Raw genomic sequence first — 18,470 nt, 5'->3', positions numbered from 1 at the left:
TGTCCCTTTCACATTACATAGCTGTTGGTAGAGGGGGTTTGTATGAGCAAGAAACAGAAGCAAAATAAGAAAAAGACCCACGTTCCTTTTCGGTTAAACGTGCTGTTTTTCTGCGTGTTTTTAATGTTCTCCGCGGTTATTGTAAGGCTCGGATATGTACAAATTGTTCGTGGTGAAGAATATAAGAATGAAGTGGAGAAGAAAGAAAACTCAACGATAAGTAATCCTGTACCGCGTGGGAAAATATTTGACCGTTATGGGCGAGCTGTAGTAGATAATGTAGCCATTCGTACTATTACATTTACAAAAATGAAAGGATCAACTGCAGAAGATCGCTTAGAAACAGCGAAAAAGCTAGCAGATTTGATTGAAGTACCGACAGATAAATTAACGGATCGCGATAAAAAGGATTATTGGCTTGCTATGCATAAAGAGGAAGCTAAAGAAAAAATTACGAATAAAGATCGTCAAGAGTTTAAAGATAAAAAAATTGATGATAAAGAATTAGACGAGCGCCAGCGAAGTCGTGTAACAGAAGAAGAGGTTAATCAATTATCCGCAAAAGATCTAGAAATACTAGCGATTAAGAGTAAGATGGATGGCGGATATGCAATGACACCTCAAGTTATTAAAAAGGATGCTACAGAAAAGGAATATTCGATTATTAGTGAAAACTTAGCAGCATTACCAGGTGTAGATACGAATGTTGATTGGGATCGAAAATATACGTACGATGATTTATTCCGAAGTGTACTTGGTGGGGTGTCGACATCTGATGAAGGTTTACCTAGAGAAAGACTAGATTACTATCTTGTTCGTGATTATAATCGAAATGACCGAGTAGGAAAAAGTTATCTTGAGCAACAGTATGAAGATAGCCTACACGGTACGAAAGCAGAAGTTAGAAATGTTACAGATAAAAACGGTAATATTTTAGAAACGATTAATGTATCAAAAGGACAAAGTGGTAATGACCTGAACTTAACAATTGATATGGAATTACAAAAGCGCGTGGAAGATATTCTTGCGAAGAATTTAATGAGGTTTAAAGGAAGCGAACCTCTTTTAGATCGCGCATTCGTTGTAATGATGAACCCAAAAAATGGCGAAGTTTTATCTATGGCGGGGAAACAATTAGTTAACGAAGATGGTCAAACGAAAGTAAATGACTTTGCATTAGGTACCATGACAAGTTCTTATCCGATGGGATCAACTGTAAAAGGTGCAACAGTACTTACTGGATATCAAACTGGTGCGATTCAACCAGGATCGGTGCAATTGGATGAACCAATTAAATTAAAAGGTACACCTACGAAGTCGTCTTGGAAAACGATGGGATACATTAATGACCTTACAGCTTTAAAAATGTCTTCTAACGTTTATATGTTTAAAACAGCGATGAATATCGCCGGTGTTCAGTATGTGAGAGGTGGTACGTTAGATATACCTCAAAAAGCATTTGATACGATGCGTTATTATTTCGGACAGTTTGGACTTGGTGTAAAAACAGGAATTGATTTACCGAATGAATCTGCTGGTCAGATGGGTAGAAGTAGTCAACCAGGTTTCTTACTAGATTTATCAATTGGACAGTATGATACGTATACACCGCTTCAATTAGCGCAATATATTTCGACGATTGCCAATGGCGGATATCGTATGCAACCACAAGTTGTAAAAGAAATTCGTCAACCGGCAGTGAAACCGGATGAAGTTGGGAAAGTTGTTCAATCTATGGAACCGAAAGTATTAAATCGTGTTGATATGCCAGAATCGCAAATTAAACGTGTTCAAGAAGGATTTAGACAAGTTTATAATGATTCAGGTGGTACAGCTACAAAATACTTTACAGGTGCAAAATATAAAGCGGCAGGGAAGACAGGTACCGCGCAAACTGTGTATGGCGGAGATAAAGAGATTGGTAGAAAGGCAAACGGTGAACGTGTGGAAACATATAACTTAACATTAGTAGGTTATGCGCCACTTGAAGATCCAGAAGTAGCATTCTCTGTTGTCGTTCCGTGGGTACATGATGATAAGACTGGTATTAATGGATATATTGGTCGTGAAATTATGGACGCTTACTTTGATTTGAAAAACAAAGAAGTAAATGGTGAAGCTCCAAAAGATGATAAAGACAATAAAAATAAAGAGCAAGATGATGAATAAAAAAGTTGTAAAAAAGCACACTATCTGAAAAGATAGTGTGCTTTTTTTTATGGTTTATGCATATCGTGTAATAAATGTGGACAAGTATACAACATTGAAAAAAACGCGGCCGTATAAATGATACTTGTATATGGTGGGATAGGGGATAAATATTTTATAGGGAAATCATCAGAGGAAATGAATAGCTACTACTGAATTAAAATTGTACCGTATGTTGATTTATGTGGAACTTTACAAAACTTTTACAAACAATTAAAACCGAATTAATAGTTTAGCAGTATTCTTATATCTGTAATCCTGTTATTTCCGGTTACTTCTAGGAGGAAGAACACGTGAAATGGATGCGTACACCGATTAAAGTTTTCGTATTATCAATATGGTTCCTCTGTTTTGAAATGTCTACTGCATTTGCTTTAAATGATACGGGAGAAGTGAGAGTTGATGGATCCTCAACGGTTTTTCCTATTATAGAAGCAGTAGCGGAGGAATATACAAAGGTGCATCCAGACGTGAAAATTTCCATCAGTATTTCTGGAACTGGGGGAGGATTTAATCGTTTCAGTAAAGGAGAAGTAGATATAAATAATGCTTCGAGAGTAATGAAACAAGTCGAGAAAAATGAAATGAAGAAAAACTCTATTCAGTTCACACCTTTTGAGGTTGCTAACGACGGTCTTACGATTGTTGTGAATCGCCATAATACATGGGTAGACGATATGTCAGTAGACGAGTTACGACTACTTTGGAGTGAAGATGGAAGAGAGAAGCGATGGTCACAAATTCATTCAACATGGCCACGTGAACAAGTGAAGTTTTATGCACCAGGCGTAGACTCTGGTACGTATGATTATTTTCAAAATGTCATCTTACAAAATCATCGCATTGTAAAAAAAGTCTCTTTGTCTGAAGATGATCAAGTTATTATGCAAGGGGTAATGAATGATAAACATGCCATTGCTTTTGTAGGATATGCTTATTATATGGCTAATCGAGATAAGGTGAAAGCAATAAAAGTAAATGGTGTATTTCCGACGAAAGAGACCATTCAATCAGGTAAGTATAAGCCGTTATCTAGGCCGCTACTTACTTATGTGAATAATGCATCTATCCGAAATAAAATGAATGTAGCAAACTATGTTGAGTTTATGATTCAGCATGTCGGTAACCTCGCTGAAGAGGTCGGGTATGTAAAATTAAAAAAAGAAAAATACAATGAACAGCTGCGTATGTTAACAGAAATAAAAAGGTAATGTCAGGGTGGAAAGGGGTTTTCATCTTTGGCTCATAATGACAAAAGTCAAATTACATTTTCTGTACAACATTTGATTGAAAGAAATACAAAACAAAGAAAAAAAACGCAGCGAATCAATCGAATAGTACCTTTATTACTAAAAATAATTGCTAGTGTTTCTATTGTGACGACACTTGGCATTGTTTTTACGCTCTCTAATGAAACAATCATGTTTTTTCAAAAAATATCATTATACTCCTTTTTGACGGAGAAAGAATGGTTACCATTTTTTGAAGACCCTAAATTCGGTATATTACCACTTATATGTGGAACGTTCCTTGTAACAGCAATTGCTATGTTTGTAGCAATTCCTATCGGTTTAGCGTGTGCCGTATTTTTAAGCGAATATGCTTCAAATAGTGCACGGAAAATATTAAAGCCGATGTTAGAGCTATTAGCAGGTATCCCGACAATTGTATATGGTTTTTTTGCATTAACAGTTGTTACACCGCTTTTACAAAGGATTATACCAGATTTACAGTTTTTTAATGCGATTAGTCCAGGAATCGTTATCGGATTTATGATGATGCCTACAATTGCATCTCTATCTGAAGATGCGATGAGAGCTGTGGCGAAAGGGACGAAAGAAGCTTCATTAGCACTCGGAGCGACGCGGTTTGAAATGGTAAAACAAGTGGTGTTTCCGTCCGCTTTTACAGGGATTATGGCAGCAATTATATTAGCAGCTTCTCGTGCGATTGGTGAAACGATGATTGTTGTAATTGCAGCAGGATCCACACCAAATGTATCGCTTGATCCGACACATTCTATTCAAACGTTAACAGCCTATATTGTGCAAGTAAGTTTAGGTGATGCTCCGCATGGAACGATTACGTATTACAGCATGTATGCTGTAGGCGCAACGTTATTTTTGTTTACCTTTATTATGAACATCATTTCGCAGTCAATTATGCGCCGTTTTAGGAGGATGACATAATATGCGAATGTTGAATCATAAAAAAATACAAAAAAATATGGCATCACGCTTTTTAAAAGATCGAATTTACAAATTGTTATTTTATATAGCAATTTTATTTTCAATCGTAATTTTGTTTTTGTTACTGTTTCAAATTGTTGAAAAAGGTATAAGTTATCTTTCAATAGATTTCTTTACAAATTTCGCTTCACGTAATCCGAAAGAAGCTGGTATTGCTGCAGCTTTGTCAGGGACAATATTATTTATGAGTATTGTTATACCTGTTTCTTTTATATTTGGAGTTGGAACAGCACTTTATTTAGAGCAATATGCGAAGGAATCTCTATTTAAAAAAATAATAGAGATCAATAATCAAACGTTAGCAGGAGTACCATCTGTTGTATTTGGATTGCTTGGTTTAACTATTTTTGTATATGCTCTTCATTTAGGAGAGAGTATAGTTGCAGCAGCATTGACGATGAGTCTACTCGTTTTACCAACAGTTGTTGTGGCGAGTCAAGAAGCAATTCGATCAGTACCAAGTGTTTTATTAGAGGGTTCTTACGGATTAGGTGCTACGAAGTGGCAAACGATGTATCAAATTGTATTGCCATATGCTTTCCCAGGGATTATAACGGGCTGTACGTTAGCGATATCAAGAGCAATTGGAGAGGCTGCACCACTATTAGTTATTGGGGCACTTGCGTTTGCAAATTATGTTCCATTTAGTATGTTTGATAGATTTACAGTTCTACCAATTCAAATTTTTAATTGGATGAGTAGGCCACAAGAAGAATTTCAGTATGTAGCAGCAGCTGGGATGATTGTTTTGTTAGGTTTGTTGCTATTTATCAATATATTTGTTTTATGGTTACGAAATCGAAAATAAGTTGGAAGTGGATGAAAGGGGAATTCAAATGGTAGCAACAGTAGTAAATGTACAGGTGAAAAACGAAGAGAAAATCGAGACTGCGCCAAAGAAGGTAGTATTTGATACGAAAAACTTAAATTTATGGTACGGGGAAGACCATGCTTTAAAAGATATTAATTTAAGTATTCATGAGAATGAAGTTACAGCCATTATCGGTCCAAGTGGCTGTGGTAAATCAACTTACTTAAAAACATTAAATCGCATGGTAGAGTTAGTACCGATCGTTCGAACTACAGGTGTAATTGAGTATAGAGAACGCAATATATTTGATAAATCATATCCAGTTGAAGAATTAAGAACGCATGTAGGAATGGTGTTCCAAAAGCCAAATCCATTTCCAAAATCTATTTATGAGAATGTAACATACGGTCCAAAAATCCATGGTATTCGTGACAAAAAGACATTAGATGAAATTGTTGAAAAAAGTTTACGTGGAGCAGCGATTTGGGATGAGTTAAAAGATCGTTTGCACGATAATGCATACGGTTTATCTGGTGGACAGCAACAGCGTCTATGCATCGCACGCTGCTTAGCTATTGAGCCAGACGTTATTTTAATGGATGAGCCAACATCGGCATTAGACCCAATTTCAACATTAAAAGTAGAAGAATTGATTCAAGAGCTAAAGAAAGATTTTAGTATTGTTATCGTAACGCATAATATGCAACAAGCAGCGCGTATTTCAGACAAAACAGCTTTCTTCTTAAGCGGGGAAGTTGTGGAGTATACAGATACAAACAAATTATTTACGACTCCTTCAGATAAGCGTACAGAAGATTATATTACAGGTCGCTTTGGTTGATATCGTTTCAAAGCTAAGAGCAAATGCCCTCTTAACAGAGGGCATTTCTTATTTTATCTTACTGTTAATAAAGAAGTAATACTTCTCCTTATCTTAAGGTTTATTACAAGCGTAAGAGGCTATGTAGGAGATTTACCCCGCTATTTGCGGGCAGTAAGACCCCCACCTTAAAATTTAGCGAAAGCAAAGAAGTTAGGGAGGGGATCTTGCTGCCTATCAAATCCCGATTGATGAGGGTTGATTAAAGTTTCACTTTTATATAATGGCACATAATATTGAGGGGGAAGAAAAATGGTAAGAGAACAGTTTCAAGGTGATTTAAAAGCGTTACAGCAAAAGGTGATTGAGCTTGGAGAATTAGCAAATGCGGCTTTATTGATTGCTATGGAAGGTCTGCATACAAGGGATGTAGAGAAAGCGTTAGAGGTCATTGATGGTGATTACCGCATGGATAATTTAGAAGAGGAAATAAACGATCTTGCGCTTATGCTCATTACGAAGCAGCAACCTGTAGCAAGTGACTTAAGAAGGATTTTTATTTCAATTAAAACAGCGACAGATTTAGAGCGCATTGCAGATCATGCTGTTAATATTGCAAAGGCTACAATTCGTCTTGGGGAAAAAGAAGTGGCTGTTAGTTTGCACAACCTAGATGAAATGTTTGCGGTTGCAAATGAGATGTTGCATTTAGCGTTAGAAGCATATGAACAAGAAAATTTAACTTTTGCGAAACAAATTGCTGAAATGGATGATTCCGTTGATGAAATATATGGAAAAGCAATTCGTGAGTTTATATCTTCAGTTCCGGAACAACCAGAAGCAATTACGCAAATTACACAATTATCATTTGTCGCGAGATATATTGAGCGTGTAGCAGATCATATTACAAATATTGCTGAAAATGTCTTTTATTTAGTAAAAGGAAAGCATTATTTATTGAATGAGTAGGAAAAAAAGCAGGTGATGAGAAATCACCTGCTTTTTTTAGTCAAAACATGACAAAAAAAGCTCGTTGTTTCCTTTAGTTTATGATGATAAGATGTATCATAATGTAATGGAAAAATTAGTATATATGTTTGTCGTTAATAAGTATTATTTACCAATTTATAGTAAGCGCTTTCTTGTTGTTTGAAATGTACGTTTTTATAGGTTAGAAATTTAATTATATAGTCTTCTAAATGAGGATGTGTTTAACTAATCAAGTTTATGCTGCTAGTTCATGTGGGATAGGGAATATACATATGGTATATGGAGTTACTGAACATTATATAAGTGGAGGCTGAAGTATATGAAGGGGGTTATTTTAGCTGGAGGAAAAGGAAGGCGCCTTAGACCATTAACATGTAATACTCCAAAGCCGATGTTACCATTATTAGAAAAACCAGTTTTAGAATATAATATTGAGTTATTACGCCAGCATGGTATTCGTGAAATTGCAATTACTGTTCAATATATGAGTACGACCATTAAGCAATATTTTGGTGACGGTAGTAAATGGGGAGTTAACTTGTATTATTTTGAAGACTCTCCTCCGCTTGGTACAGCAGGGAGTATTAAACAAGCAGAACAATTTTTAGATGAAACATTTGTTGTGATAAGCGGGGATGCATTAACTGACTTTCAATTATCAGAAGGAATTAGGTTTCATGAACAAAAGAAAAGAATGGTAACAATGTTTGTGAAAGAAGTAGAAAATCCACTCTCATTTGGATTGGTTGTAATGAATAAAGACCAGGAGGTTACACGATATATAGAAAAGCCGGGCTGGAATGAGGTAGTATCTAATGTTGTGAATACAGGCATATATATTATGGAGCCAGAAATCTTTTCTTACATACCGCCTAGGCAATTTTTTGATTTCAGTCATGATGTGTTTCCGTTATTGGCAAACAAAAATGTGTTATTCGCATATTTGTCAGAAGGTTATTGGTTAGATATCGGCACATTTAATCAATATCGACAAGCACAATTTGATTTGTTAACGAAAAAGTTACAAGTACCTATTCCTTATACAGAAGTATTACCGATGGTATGGATGGGAGAAGGGGTGACGATTGGTAAAGGGACGAAAATTCATGGCCCCTCTTTTATTGGAGAAGGAGCAAAGATTGGTACAGGAGCTGTAATTGAGCCATATTCTATTATTGGGAAAAATAGTATCGTTTCAAATTATTCTCATCTTCAAAAAAGTATTGTTTTTGCAAATGCCCACATTGGGAAGTATTGTGAACTATTAGAAACGACAATAGGAGAGCGTACAATAGTTGAAGATGATGTTACACTGTTTCAAAAAAGTGTTGTAGCGGATCACTGTCATATCGGAAGAAGTACGGTAATTAAGCAAAAAGGAAAACTATGGCCTTATAAGGCGATTGATAGTCATTCGATAGTAGGAGCGGCTGGTATTCAAGAGAGTGAAATGAGTGCAGGGTGGTTACAAAAAAGCCGCATTGTAGGAAGAGGGAATGTTGAAATTACTCCCCAGTTTATCGTGAAGATTGCGATGGCGTATGGTTCTCTTTTTAAAAAAGGAGAAAGTATATTAATTGGAAGTCAAGAAAATATAGAAACAACCTCTTATAAAAATTTATTTTTACATGCTATTCATGGTATAGGGATTCATACGATGGAATGTAAAGAAATGAACGAGTCACTTTTTCAATATAGTGTTCACCAGTTGAAGTGTGCAGGTGGTGTTTTCATTCAAGTGGAGAATGAGATTGTTATAAAGTTATACGGTCAAGCTGGCATGCCGTTAACGTATAAGCAGCAAAAAGAGATAGAACAAGTATATATGTCCGAATTGTTTTATTACGTGCATGAGAAAGAAATGGGGCGTAATAAGCTCGTTCATGTTTCTATGAATGAGTATATAGAAGTTATATTGGAGCATATTGATATCGAGAAAATACAGATGCAGAAGTTTCATCTTCTTATTAATAAGAGAAATGATACGTTGCAACATTTACTCATGCTCTTTCTGCAAAGACTTGGTTGTACAGTTACATGGATTTATGCAAGCGAACAAAAAGATCATGTGAAAGCTTTGATGAAATCAAGTAAAGCGAATATGGCTCTTATGTTTTCTGAGCAAGGAAATCATTTCGAGTTATACGATAAACATAGTAATATTTACCAAGGTACAGATTTGGAAGAGGTAGATATTCCAGATTTCTTACTCGAATCGACAGGAAATATTTACCCAATGTCTTTGAAGTTAGGAGAATGTTATCTTCTATTTTATACGCAGGATGAAAGAAAGTCGTTTCAAGTAAGGTGGAAGCGAGATATTTTATATCGGATTGGAAAATTATTCGAGCTAATAGCATTGCAAGGAAAAACGTTTCTCAGCATAGTAGAGCAATCACCTCCGCTCTATTTACTTTATGATGAAGTGGTATGTTCATGGAATGAAAAAGGGGAAATTATGAGGAAATTATTGGATGATATAGAAAGGAAGGGAGAAGGTATATTTGAAGGAGTACAGTTCAAATATACTGAAAAAGAGTGGTCTTATATCGTTTCTGACACAAAACAACCAAAATTTTTGGTGTATTCACATGCTAGAAACCCAGTAATAGCAAGGGAAAATATGAAAAATCTTATAGAAAAAATTAGACAATATCAAAAGGTGTAGAATTTTTATTTTAAAAGTGGTATTATAGTATAGTCTGATTTAAGTTATTAGTACTGGAGGGAAATAAGAATGCGTGTGAATATTACTCTAGCATGTACAGAATGCGGAGATCGTAACTATATCTCAAAGAAAAATAAACGTAACAACGCTGAGCGTATCGAGCTTAAAAAGTATTGCAAGCGTGACAAGAAGTCTACGTTACACCGTGAAACAAAGTAAGCAGTAGGAATATTTTCCTACTGTTTCTTTTTTTTATTCGATTCCTATGTTAAAAGTGATACACTATCAGCATAGAGTAAAGTGTCACTGTAAGGGGGAGAATGTGTGAAAGCAGAGAAAGTACGTTTACGTAAACAAATAATAGAACACATGAATTCTTTATCAGAAGAACAGTATACAACTTTATCAGAACAGATTGCATTTTCGTTGTATGCGCAAAAAGAGTGGGTTGAAGCTAAAACAATTGGAATTACTCTTTCAATGGAAAATGAAGTGAATACATATCCTATTATCGAAAAAGCTTGGGAAGAAGGAAAGAAAGTTGTAGTTCCTAAGTGTAATAAAGGAACTAGAACGATGTCCTTCCGGCAAATTAATAATTTTGATCAATTAGAAACGGTGTATATGAATTTACGTGAACCGATTCCTGGGCTTACGGAAGAAGTGAATATGGATGAAATTGATCTTCAAATTGTGCCGGGCGTAGCTTATACAGAACGAGGAGAGCGAATTGGGTACGGCGGTGGCTATTATGATCGTTATCTCGTGCATTATAAAGGGAAAACGCTGTCATTAGCGTATGATTTTCAAATGGTAAAACACATTCCAGTAGAGCCATTTGATAAAAACATAGAAAAAATTATTACAGAAAAAGGAACACTGCTTATAAATAAGCTTGTATAGACAAATAAAAATTGACGAGACTTTTTCTTCTTGATTATAATAAAATATGTGAACGTTTTCTTATTATAATTTTTTATAGTAAGTGAGCATAGAGGGTGATGAAATGGTATCTATTTATGATATTCAGCAATTGCTAAAGAAATTTGGTACGATTATTTATACGGGAGATCGAATTGCAGATTTACAATTAATGCAAGATGAATTGCGTGAATTAAATCAATCACAGCTAATCGATCCACAAGACTATCAAACAGCTTTATTTTTATTGAAGCAAGAAATTCAAAAAGAGCTAAATAAGAATTAGATAAAGGTAGGTAAGCAACATGGAAGAGAAATGGTTAGTTGGTGTTGACCTTGGTGGTACAACGATTAAATTAGCATTTATTAATGTATACGGTGAAATTTTACATAAGTGGGAAATCCCTACGAATACAGGTGAGCAAGGAAAACATATTACACTTGATGTTGCGAAAGCAATTGATAAAAAGCTAGAAGAATTAGGCGAATTGAAGAGCAAATTAATTGGTATTGGTATGGGAGCTCCTGGTCCTGTACATGTGGCGTCTGGAATGATTTATGAAGCGGTTAATTTAGGATGGAAAAACTATCCGCTAAAAGATTTATTAGAAGTAGAAACAGGATTACCTGTTGTTATTGATAATGATGCAAACTTAGCAGCGCTTGGTGAAATGTGGAAAGGTGCTGGTGAAGGTGCAAAAGATTTAATCTGTATGACACTTGGTACGGGCGTTGGTGGTGGTGTGATCGCCAATGGTGAGATTGTACACGGCGTGAGTGGTGCTGCTGGTGAGATTGGACATATTACAGTCGTTACAGAAAATGCTTTCCCATGTAATTGCGGGAAGTCTGGTTGCTTAGAAACAGTAGCATCTGCGACAGGTATTGTACGTGTTGCTATGCAAAAAATACAAGAGACTAATAAAGAGAGCATGTTGCGTTCTATGTTAGCTGAAGAAGGACGTATTACATCAAAAGATGTCTTTGAAGCACTTGGACAAGGTGATGAATTAGCAGGTGAAGTAGTAGAAAAAGTAGCTTCTTATTTAGGATTAGCTGTAGCGAACCTTTCTAGTACATTGAACCCAGAGAAAATTGTTATTGGTGGAGGCGTGTCTAAAGCTGGAGATGCGTTATTAGAACCAATTCAACGCTATTTCGAGCAATACGCTTTCTCACGTGCTGTAAAGAGCACGAAGTTAGCTATTGCAACACTTGGTAATGATGCAGGTGTTATCGGAGGAGCTTGGCTTGTAAAAAAGCACAAATACGAAGCGAAGATGATATAAGTTGTGAAATATGAAAAGAGGAAGGGGGAACCCTTCCTCTTTTTGTGTAAAATCTCGATGAAGAATAAAGTGTAAACGAATTAAGCTGCTGGTGGATACCCGTTATATAGAACAGTCATGATCGTAAACCATCCGAAAACGAGTACAGTTGCAATTGCAAAGCCGCTCGCGAAAAAGTTTTTTTCACGAAGTGTTCTAAGCGTAGCAAATACAGCTAACAGAGTGACAAGTGTAAAAATAATAACAAGGCCCATACAATATCCTCCTCTGTCTACCCATTTCTTATTATGAGTTTTTGGAATATTTACTCTTTTATATTGTACATGTTTTAAAAATGATTGTCGAGATAGCATCCTTTCTTTTCCTCAGAGAAAGAAATGTTGTATCATTAAAAGTAAGTTTAATAACTGGAGGAGATTTTCATATGAAATGGATACAAATGCCGTTAGGCCCATTACAAACAAATGCTTATATTTTAATGAACGATCAAAAAGAGTGCATTATCTTTGACCCTGGTCATGAAGGTGAAAAGCTCGTTACATATTTACAAGAAAAACAATTAAAACCATTGGCTGTTTTATTAACACATGCTCACTTTGATCATATCGGTGCTGTTGATGCCGTAAGAGACGCTTTTCATATTCCTGTGTACGTACATAAAGAAGAAGCAGATTGGTTAGGAGATGCAACTGTAAACGGCTCTCAAATTTTTATGATGAACCGCAGTATTACAGCAAAACCAGCGGATCATATTATTGATGCAGAAGGTACATTAACAATTGGCTCATTTAATTTTGAAATTTTTGAGACACCAGGACATTCTCCAGGAAGTATTTCTTATTATAGTAAAGAAGCGAATGCTGTATTCTCAGGAGATGTATTGTTCCAAATGAGCATTGGAAGAACAGATTTGCCTGGTGGAAGTTTTGCTGAATTAATTGGAAGTATTGAAGAGAAATTATTTGTATTACCAGATGAAACAGCGGTGTTATGTGGACATGGTCCAGAAACAAGCATTGGCTTTGAAAAAGAAAATAATCCGTTTTTACAATAAGGAGTCATTGGGAATGGAGCTCATTTTAAGAGAATGGATGGGGAAAGAAAAGGATTATTCAATTTCATATAGTACGTATATGAACCTTGTATTGTATACGGAGGGGCATGGATATTATATGAAAGAACGTGAAAAGATTGGAAGACAAGGGGATTTTTTTACAAGTAGCAATGTATCCTCTGTTTTTGCAAAAACTTTTGCTAAACTTTTTATTCGTCTTGTTGAAAATGGTGAAGTTGCTTCGAATATTTGTGAGGTTGGTGGGGGAACAGGGAAGTTTGCCTATGATGTTTTACAAGAATGGAAGCAATTATCTCCAAACACCTTTATTAATTTAAACTATTCAATGATTGAAGTGAGCCCTTTTCATAGGAAATTACAGCAGGAGCAACTTGGCTCATTTTCTAATGTATCGTACTATACCTCCTATAGTGAAATGGGAGATTCTTTCGAGGGAATTCTTTTTTCGAATGAGTTGTTTGATGCATTTCCTGTTGAAGTAATTGAGAAAAGAAATGGTATATTGTATGAAGTACGTATTACATATACAGAGGAAGGAAACCTTTCAGAAGTATGTAGGCCGTTAAATAAAAGAATTGGTCGCTATTTATTGAAATATAATATTCATATTGCTGAAGGGCAACGTTTTGAAGTACCAATTGTTATGGAGGAGTATATAAAAGAAATTTCGAAATGGTTTCAAAAAGGTATATGTATTACAGTTGATTACGGATACACAAAAGAAGAATGGATGCATCCAGCACACCGCGAAGGAAGTTTGCGAGGATATTATCAGCATAAGCTAATGCGTAACCCACTAGCGCATCCAGGTGAAATGGATCTTACTACTCATGTTCATTGGGACGAGCTAAAGGAGATGTTTAGTATGCAAGGAATGAGTGCAGTATGGCATAAGAAACAATCTGAGTTCTTGTTAGCTGCAGGGATATTAGAACAGCTTACGAGCCATCAAGATACGAATCCTTTTTCTGAAACGCAAAAACAAAATCGAGCAGTTCGTTCTATGATTTTAAATGGAGGAGTAGGGAGTTCGTTTGATGTTGTTATACATACAAAAGATATGCAACATTTACATTTGGATCAGTATGTAACAATATAAAAAACAAGACACAGTATATACTGTGTCTTGTTTTTTAATACGACTTATGTAGTATTATATATTTCCTCTCATGATATATATTTATATTAAAGATATGAGATAAAAAATATAGAATACGTTCTTTTTCTGCGATTATTAGTCCCTAACCTAATAATACACGAACGAGTTGAATGATTGTTTCATTCTCTACTTTGTAATAAATTTCCAATCCTTTTCTTTCACTAGAAACGATTTTAGCGCTTTTTAATTTTGCTAAATGCTGTGAAATTGTAGATTGTGGCATGTTTAAGCCAGTATACATTGTAGAAACGTTGCTTGGACCGCGCTCGATTAATCCTTTTACGATACATAAACGAACAGGATGAGCTAGCACTTTTAATAATTCTGCATTACTTTCATATAGTTCTAATTCTTTTTGAAAGGTTTCTAACATGTTCTTTTCCACCTCCGTGTGAGCTATTATACCATACTATACATACCAAAAATTTAAAGAAAAGAAAATAGTTGTTGCAGAAAAAAAGTCCTAAAGTAAAGAAATTGTAAGAAAAGAGACCCGGATGTAAATAAAATAGGTAAATTAGCATGTTTTTGTAAAATGACATTTTTGGGTGAAAATTTCGATGCGTTTTAAAAATTGAAAGATATAGATATATTTGTAACACAATTTTATCATGATTTTCTTATTCTTTCAAATGAATATACGAAATTTTTAAAATAATATGACAAAGGAATTATAATGATATATATAGAATATAAAACAGGTTAAAAGAAAAGAAGCTGAATGTCATTCGCTTCTTTATGGTGATAATGAAATATTTGATTACGGCTGATAAATCTTAGGATGATCAAGTCATTAGTCATTTATTCTAAAATTCATCTTTTAGCAACGTTAAAAATCTGTGATTCCATATGTTCTCATAAAAATCAATTGTCTCTTTTGCGGACATAAAAGGATTATTCAACGTAGAGGTTGTTTTCTGTCCCATAAAGTTTTCGTATCCTAGTCCGTGGGCAAACTTAATCGTTGCATCCATACAGTACTCTGTTTGGGCGCCACAAAATTCAATGCGATTTACAGATAATTGATCTAAAATTTCTTTTAAGTTTGTTTTATAAAATGAATTTGCATGTGTTTTTCTTACAAAAAAATCTTGTTCTTGAACATCTAGATCGGTATGAATAGCCCAAAGTTCTTTCTCGGGTACTAAATCATCATCACAATGTTGAACAAAAAGGATTGGTTTATTTAATTTTCTATATGAAGAAATTCTTTTATTTACTTTTGTTAGTAAGTTCTGTAAATCAAATAAATGCTCCTCGCTATAACATACGCCATTTTGTAAATCGATAACGATTAAAATATCTGCACAAGTATCCATTATTTTCACCCCTTTTTATTTCTTAATATATCAATTAATCCATTATTTAGAAATAGATGATATACTTTTATTTTTTATGGACTATAAGAAAAGAAGAAATTCAAATGAATATAACTAAACCGCATAAAAAGAAGATATGAAAACCTAATCTCATATCTTCTTTTTCTCTATGCATTTACAGGTTCTTCTACATAAGAAAGGGCATTTTCAAAATCGGATATTAAATCGTTAACATTTTCAAGACCGACTGATAACCGAAGTAATGAATTAGAGATTCCTCTTTTATCACGAGCTTCTTGCGACAGTGCTGCATGTGACATTTTTGCTGGATAAGAAAGAATTGACTCTACAGCTCCTAAACTAACTGCAAAAACAGGTAATTTTACTTTTGATAAAAATTTGCGGAGTGCATCTTCTGACTGCAAAGTAAACGATAAGACCGCTCCAGCTGATGTTGCTTGAGATTGTTGAATATCAAATCCGAGATGAGTTTGTAATCCCGGATAATAGACATTTTTTACTTTAGAGTGCTCTTGTAAATAATGTGCGATTTTATTGGCATTTTTAGCTGAATGTTCGAGGCGTACATGCAATGTTTTTAGACCGCGAAGTACGAGAGAACAATCTTGAGGTCCTAAAATAGCACCGAATGCATTTTGTAAAAATCCAAGTTTTTGAGCGAGTTCTGAATCTTTTACTACTGCTAATCCGGCAGTAACATCACTATGACCAGCAATAAATTTTGTAGCACTATGAAGAACGACATCAGCTCCAAGTTCAAGTGGTTTTTGGAATAGTGGTGTCAAAAATGTATTATCAACAAAAGTAAGAGCGCCAATAGATTTTGCGAGTTTAGAAACCTCGTGAATATCTGTCACTTTTAAAAGTGGGTTAGAAGGTGTTTCTACATAAAAGAGCTTTGTATTTGGTTTAATGTTTTGTTTTATTTCTTCTAAATTGGTCATATCAACAAATGTATGTGAAACACCGTAACGGGAGAGTACCTCAGTTATCACTCGGTAAGTGCCTCCGTACACATCTTCTGAAATGAGTACGTGATCACCTTGTGAAAGAAGGAGGAATGCAGTGGAAATCGCTGCAATGCCTGATGCAAAGGCGAATCCTTTTGTTCCGCCTTCTAATAAAGCAATGATATCTTCAAGAGCTTCACGAGTTGGATTTCCTGACCTGCTATAGTCATATTTTCCGAACGTATCTACATCAAACTGGTGAAAAGTTGATGTATTATAAATAGGAACGTTCACAGCGCCTGTTTGCGAGTCGTGTTTATATTGGTTGTGTAGTAAGAGTGTATCTATAGAATAGCTCATATTCTTACACCTTCTTTTACGAGTTTAATGGCTTGCTTTAAGTCTTGAATTAAATCGTTACTATTTTCAATGCCAACTGAGAATCGAAGAAGACGATTGCATACGCCGTTTGCTGTTCTAATTTCTTCAGGAATATCAGCATGTGTTTGCGTTGCTGGATAAGTCATTAAACTTTCTACACCACCAAGACTTTCGGCAAATGTAATTAAGGATAAAGATTGTAAGAATGGATTAATCCAAGCTTCATCTTTAAGGCGGAATGAGATCATGCCACCTCTTCCTGGATAAAATACATCTGTCACCCCGTCCTCATCATTTAAATACGCAACAACTGCTTTCGCATTTTCTTCATGTTGCCTCATGCGAAGCGCTAACGTTTTCATACCGCGAATTAATAACCATGAGTCAAATGGGCTTAAAACTGCACCTGATGCATTATGATAATGAGCGATTTCCTCACAAAGTTCCTTTCCTTTTGCAACGACAAGCCCGCTTAGTACATCGTTATGTCCCCCTAAATATTTCGTTGCGCTATGAAGTACAATGTCAGCACCTTCTGTTAATGGTTGCTGTATATAAGGTGTGTAGAAAGTGTTGTCTACAATAAGAAGTAGTCCGTTCCTTTTCGCTACAGTTGCGACAGCAGCAATATCAGTAACTTGCATTAATGGATTAGTTGGAGTTTCTATGAAAATAGCCTTCGTTTCAGTTGTGATAGCTTGCTCAATTTGTTTAATAGACTGTGTATTTACGTATCTACATCGAACATTCCACTTTTTTTCATGCTCAGAAAATAATCGATACGTTCCCCCGTATAAATCTTCAGATACAATAAGTTCGTCTCCAGAGCGGAATAGAGAAAGGACGAGGAGAACAGCCGCCATCCCTGAACTACAGGCATAACCTTGTTCGCCATATTCTAAGTCTGCAATCGCCTGTTCTAAAAGACCGCGAGTTGGATTGCCAGTTCGTGAATAGTCAAAGCCAGTAGATTTACCAATTCCTTCGTGACGATAAGCGGTTGAGAAATAAACTGGTGGATTAACCGTTCCAGTTGTAGTTTCACTGCGATTTCCGATTTGTGCTAGTTTTGTTTCGATTGTTGACATGTGAAAATTCCTCCTTTTTAAATTGAAACATTAAGTGAATATAAAATAAAAAAAGCCTTCTAAGAAGAAGGCTTTCGGTTTGAATAGAGTCTTCTTCTCATCTGTCAAATCTTTCACAATTTGCTGGAATTAGCACCTTATTAACAAAATGTTAATGGTTGCTGAGGCGTCACAGGGCCAGTCCCTCTACCTCTCTAGATAAGAATGTTCGTATGAAATTTTTATTATGTTTTTAACTTTACAATAAAATATAACTGAATTGCAACTTTATTTTAAATAATTTTTATTTTTGCGCAAGTGTCATTGACTTTTACTTTTGTGCATGCTAAATTTATTAAAAAATTAACAAACATTGTTAAAAGGGGAACGCATTTCCTTTTAGCTACATAAATAAAATAATAAAGACAACTCTTATTGAGAGCGGTGGAGGGAAAGGCCCTGTGAAACCCGGCAACCTTCAAACGAAATGTTTGAAACGGTGCTAATACCTGCAAAACGAATGTTTTGCATAATAAGAGGAG

At 35.3% G+C, this 18,470-nt stretch carries 18 protein-coding genes and 2 riboswitches; of the genes, 13 read left to right on the top strand and 5 right to left on the bottom strand.

The features are described 5' to 3' along the window. Positions 1 to 42: 42 nt before the first annotated feature. The 11 genes from DN399_RS21045 (at position 43) to glcK (ending at position 11,956) form a co-directional block, all read left to right on the top strand. Positions 43 to 2,169 carry a peptidoglycan D,D-transpeptidase FtsI family protein gene (locus DN399_RS21045; protein WP_000038977.1) on the top strand — a complete coding sequence of 709 codons (2,127 nt, stop codon included), beginning with the start codon at positions 43 to 45 and terminating at the stop codon, positions 2,167 to 2,169. Positions 2,170 to 2,501: 332 nt separating this feature from the next. Beyond that, entirely contained in the window at positions 2,502 to 3,419 is a 918-nt protein-coding gene (locus DN399_RS21040; RefSeq protein ID WP_006927031.1) for a PstS family phosphate ABC transporter substrate-binding protein, read from the top strand. 27 nt (positions 3,420 to 3,446) lie between these two features. Next, the gene (gene pstC / locus DN399_RS21035) at positions 3,447 to 4,397 is read left to right on the top strand and encodes a phosphate ABC transporter permease subunit PstC (RefSeq protein WP_000940918.1); all 951 of its coding nucleotides are present in this window, start codon (positions 3,447 to 3,449) and stop codon (positions 4,395 to 4,397) included. A 1-nt stretch (position 4,398) separates the two neighbouring features. Further along, positions 4,399 to 5,265, top strand: coding sequence for a phosphate ABC transporter permease PstA (gene pstA / locus DN399_RS21030; protein WP_001242557.1), 867 nt, complete (start codon positions 4,399 to 4,401; stop codon positions 5,263 to 5,265). A gap of 28 nt (positions 5,266 to 5,293) precedes the next feature. Next, positions 5,294 to 6,109, top strand: coding sequence for a phosphate ABC transporter ATP-binding protein (gene pstB, locus DN399_RS21025; RefSeq protein ID WP_000226686.1), 816 nt, complete (start codon positions 5,294 to 5,296; stop codon positions 6,107 to 6,109). 291 nt (positions 6,110 to 6,400) lie between these two features. Continuing rightward, positions 6,401 to 7,057, top strand: a complete 657-nt coding sequence (phoU, locus tag DN399_RS21020) for a phosphate signaling complex protein PhoU (RefSeq protein ID WP_000251240.1) — start codon at positions 6,401 to 6,403, stop codon at positions 7,055 to 7,057. A gap of 340 nt (positions 7,058 to 7,397) precedes the next feature. Next, entirely contained in the window at positions 7,398 to 9,746 is a 2,349-nt protein-coding gene (locus DN399_RS21015) for a sugar phosphate nucleotidyltransferase (RefSeq protein WP_149149923.1), read from the top strand. A 69-nt stretch (positions 9,747 to 9,815) separates the two neighbouring features. After that, a complete protein-coding gene (gene rpmG / locus DN399_RS21010; protein ID WP_001265616.1) occupies positions 9,816 to 9,965 on the top strand; it encodes a 50S ribosomal protein L33 in 150 nt (49 codons plus the stop codon). Between the two features lie 105 nt (positions 9,966 to 10,070). Further along, entirely contained in the window at positions 10,071 to 10,649 is a 579-nt protein-coding gene (locus DN399_RS21005; RefSeq protein WP_000642750.1) for a 5-formyltetrahydrofolate cyclo-ligase, read from the top strand. 103 nt (positions 10,650 to 10,752) lie between these two features. Further along, entirely contained in the window at positions 10,753 to 10,953 is a 201-nt protein-coding gene (locus DN399_RS21000; protein ID WP_000253699.1) for a YqgQ family protein, read from the top strand. A gap of 19 nt (positions 10,954 to 10,972) precedes the next feature. Then, positions 10,973 to 11,956, top strand: a complete 984-nt coding sequence (gene glcK, locus DN399_RS20995; RefSeq protein WP_000391701.1) for a glucokinase — start codon at positions 10,973 to 10,975, stop codon at positions 11,954 to 11,956. Between the two features lie 80 nt (positions 11,957 to 12,036). Here glcK and DN399_RS20990 read toward each other — a convergent pair whose 3' ends face one another. Then, complete coding sequence (locus DN399_RS20990) at positions 12,037 to 12,210, bottom strand: DUF2759 domain-containing protein (RefSeq protein WP_000524852.1); 174 nt, start codon at positions 12,208 to 12,210, stop codon at positions 12,037 to 12,039. A gap of 170 nt (positions 12,211 to 12,380) precedes the next feature. Here DN399_RS20990 and DN399_RS20985 point away from each other — a divergent pair, with 170 nt between their 5' ends. After that, positions 12,381 to 13,010 carry an MBL fold metallo-hydrolase gene (locus DN399_RS20985; RefSeq protein ID WP_086389498.1) on the top strand — a complete coding sequence of 210 codons (630 nt, stop codon included), beginning with the start codon at positions 12,381 to 12,383 and terminating at the stop codon, positions 13,008 to 13,010. Between the two features lie 7 nt (positions 13,011 to 13,017). Then, entirely contained in the window at positions 13,018 to 14,130 is a 1,113-nt protein-coding gene (locus tag DN399_RS20980) for a class I SAM-dependent methyltransferase (protein ID WP_000525152.1), read from the top strand. Positions 14,131 to 14,272: 142 nt separating this feature from the next. Here the strand turns inward: DN399_RS20980 and DN399_RS20975 are convergent, their stop codons facing one another. The 4 genes from DN399_RS20975 to metI all read right to left on the bottom strand — a co-directional run bounded on the left by DN399_RS20975 (position 14,273) and on the right by metI (position 17,949). Further along, the gene (locus DN399_RS20975; protein WP_000894377.1) at positions 14,273 to 14,563 is read right to left on the bottom strand and encodes an ArsR/SmtB family transcription factor; all 291 of its coding nucleotides are present in this window, start codon (positions 14,561 to 14,563) and stop codon (positions 14,273 to 14,275) included. 433 nt (positions 14,564 to 14,996) lie between these two features. After that, on the bottom strand, positions 14,997 to 15,509 hold the full coding sequence (locus DN399_RS20970) for a cysteine hydrolase family protein (RefSeq protein WP_000379157.1): 513 nt from the start codon (positions 15,507 to 15,509) through the stop codon (positions 14,997 to 14,999). A 167-nt stretch (positions 15,510 to 15,676) separates the two neighbouring features. After that, positions 15,677 to 16,840, bottom strand: coding sequence for a cystathionine beta-lyase (gene metC, locus DN399_RS20965; protein ID WP_049107959.1), 1,164 nt, complete (start codon positions 16,838 to 16,840; stop codon positions 15,677 to 15,679). Then, on the bottom strand, positions 16,837 to 17,949 hold the full coding sequence (gene metI / locus DN399_RS20960; protein WP_000103897.1) for a cystathionine gamma-synthase/O-acetylhomoserine thiolyase: 1,113 nt from the start codon (positions 17,947 to 17,949) through the stop codon (positions 16,837 to 16,839). Before metI ends, metC begins: the two co-directional genes overlap by 4 nt. Before the next feature lie 94 nt (positions 17,950 to 18,043). Then, positions 18,044 to 18,154: riboswitch (SAM riboswitch) on the bottom strand. 203 nt (positions 18,155 to 18,357) lie between these two features. Next, positions 18,358 to 18,467: riboswitch (SAM riboswitch) on the top strand. Positions 18,468 to 18,470: the final 3 nt, after the last annotated feature.

The organism is Bacillus sp. AR4-2 (assembly GCF_008274865.1).
Taxonomy (GTDB): Bacteria; Bacillota; Bacilli; order Bacillales; family Bacillaceae_G; genus Bacillus_A; species Bacillus_A cereus.
The sequence above is the reverse complement of the archived record's forward strand: the minus strand, read 5'-3'. Positions and strand labels throughout refer to the sequence as shown.